This window comes from Aeromonas sp. R3-1, from assembly GCF_040908345.1.
GTDB classification, from domain to species: Bacteria; Pseudomonadota; Gammaproteobacteria; order Enterobacterales; family Aeromonadaceae; genus Aeromonas; species Aeromonas veronii.
In genome coordinates, this window is the sequence record NZ_JBFODN010000152.1 from 1 (window position 1) to 2,420 (window position 2,420).

Here is a 2,420-nt window from a genome sequence, read left to right on the forward strand (position 1 = left end):
GGAGCCAGTGGCTCCCCTCTCTGTTGCTGGTGAATGTGGCTCAAGAGTTACTTCTGCCGACCGGCAAAGACCACCACCACCTTGTCATCCCCCTTCTCCCGCACGAAGGCGTAGGGGGCATCCGAGAGTTTCTGGTGACTGCCTGCCGCAATGGCCGGATGGGCGTCGCGGAACTGGCCCAGTTGCTGCCAGTGCTTGACCAGCTCAGCCTTGTCTCCGCTGGCCAGCTCCTGCCAGTTCATGTCCGAGCGCAACGCCTGATCGAACACCCCTCCATCCTTGGCCAGCCCCCGGCCGGACTCGTCGCCGTAGTAGAGCTGGATGCCGCCCGGCAGCAGCATAAAGCTGTTGGCGACCCGGCGCTGTAGCGGCACATCCTGATAGTCGCCAAAGAACAGCTTGGTGTCGTGGGAGCTGATGTAGCTCAACACGTTGAACTCGGGATCCTGATTGATGCGACTGGCGTAGCTGGCATAGGTGGGCTCGGCGCTGGCCATGCACTGGGCCTGTGACAGTGCGAACTCGCGCTGATAGTCGAAGTTGATCAGGGAGTCGAAACCGTTCTGATACCAGAAATCCTTGGCTACCCCGTGATCCCACACCTCACCCACCATGTAGAAGGGCAGATCGTCGAGGGCCTTGCCCGGGTTGGCTGTCTTCCACTCCTTGAGCGCAGCGGTGCCCGCCTGCTTGAGCTTGGCCCACACTTCGGGCTCCAGATGCTTGACGGTGTCGGCGCGGAAGCCGTCGATGCCAAAGCGGCGCACCCAGTCGGTGTGCCAGGCGATCAGGTAGTCGCTCACGGTGGCGTTGGGCAGCGCCTTGGCCTTGGTATCTTTTTTTGCCGCCAGCAACGGCGGCAGCCCTACCGGTTTGGTCGATTCGGTGAGAAAGTCCGGCAGCCCCGCCACCGAGCCGGTCACATCGTCGGTGCCTGGCTGTGGGTAGTCGGGCAGACCGGCGCGCACCCAGTCACCACTCCACCACTTGTTCCACGCGGGTGATTGATAGTCGATGAACTGGTTGTAGCCATGCCAGTTGAGACCGCCGCTCGGGCGCCACTGGTTCCAGACGGTCGGCAGTTTGCTGCTGTTCTGAGTTAGCTCGGTGAGCCCCAGATCTTGCAAGTCGGCGAGGGTAGCGTAACCGGCGTGGTTCATCACCACGTCGAGGATGATCCGCATGCCGCGCTTGTGGGCCTCGTCCACCAGGGTTTTCAGGCTCTCTTCATTGCCGTAGTTGGGGTCAATCTTGGTGAAGTCGAGCGCCCAGTAGCCGTGGTAGGCGTAGAAGGGGAAGTTGCCCTGCTCGCCACCGCCGATAAAGCCGTGCACCTGCTCCACCATGGGGGTGATCCAGATGGCGTTCATGCCGAGGCTCTTGATGTAGTCGAGCTTCTCGGTCAGCCCCTTGAAGTCACCGCCGTGCCAGGTGGCTACCTCATCCTGACCATCCTTCTGGCGGCCGAAGCTGTGGTCGTTGGCGGGGTCGCCGTTGTGGAAGCGATCGGTCAGCAGGAAATAGACGCTCGCCTGATCCCAGCTGAATGGTGCTGGCTTGGCTGCCTTGACCGGCTCGAGCAGCAGCAGGCCGCCGCTCTCTTTACTCGGGGTCAGGGTCAGTTTGCCTTGTTTGACCACCGCCTCCTGTTTCGAGTAGGCATCCCTCAGTCGGGTGCCGTCGGGCCAGACCCCTGTCAGGGACACAGTGACCGGGCCGCCATCCCAGCTGATGCAGGGCTCTTCTGGTGGCTGGCGCTTGAACTCGCTCTTCTTGGTCGCCCGCAGCACCTTGAGGCTCGGGGTATCTGGGTTGAAGGTGAACTGATACTCCCCGGCCAGCATCACCCGCAGGGTAAAGCTCTGATCCTTGCTGCATTTGTCCATGGGCTGGGCGGTGCCGAAGGGGAGCGGCTTGCTCTCGCTCGGGCCAAAGCTGGTGCCACAACTGTTGCCTGCGTCGCTGATGCGGATCTGGTGGCTCCCCTTAGCGAGCGTGTGGGTCAGCTCCACCATGCCCTTATCCAGCGCGATCGGGGCCGCCACCGGTTGACCATCCACGTAGAGGCGAACCTCGGGGGTGGCCATCGCCTGTTGGATGAACAGAGGGGCGGCCAGCAGGGCAAGCCAGAGAGGGGATAAGTGATGAGCACGACGCATAAGCCATTCCTTGAGCAGGGCAGTTCGGACAAGGGCCCATTCTAGGAGCAGCAAAGCGCGCCTTGGATCGGCAAAATGCCGATTTGTGACATCAGTTCAAATGGTTACGTTTTCAAGCCAAGGAAAGTGTGACGGGGAGGTGGTGGGAATCTCTGTCGATATAAATAGCGCCCATAAAAAATGCCGGTCAGGTGACCGGCATTTGGCATTGCAGGTATCGTCGTCACATCAGACGGTGAAGAACTTGAAGTTGACGAAGGC

1 protein-coding gene is annotated in these 2,420 nt (G+C 61.1%); it reads right to left on the reverse strand.

What is annotated here, in order from left to right:
* Window positions 1-47: 47 nt before the first annotated feature.
* The gene (locus AB5Y85_RS09475; protein WP_257687146.1) at window positions 48-2,159 is read right to left on the reverse strand and encodes an alpha-amylase; all 2,112 of its coding nucleotides are present in this window, start codon (window positions 2,157-2,159) and stop codon (window positions 48-50) included.
* Between the last annotated feature and the right edge of the window lie 261 nt (window positions 2,160-2,420).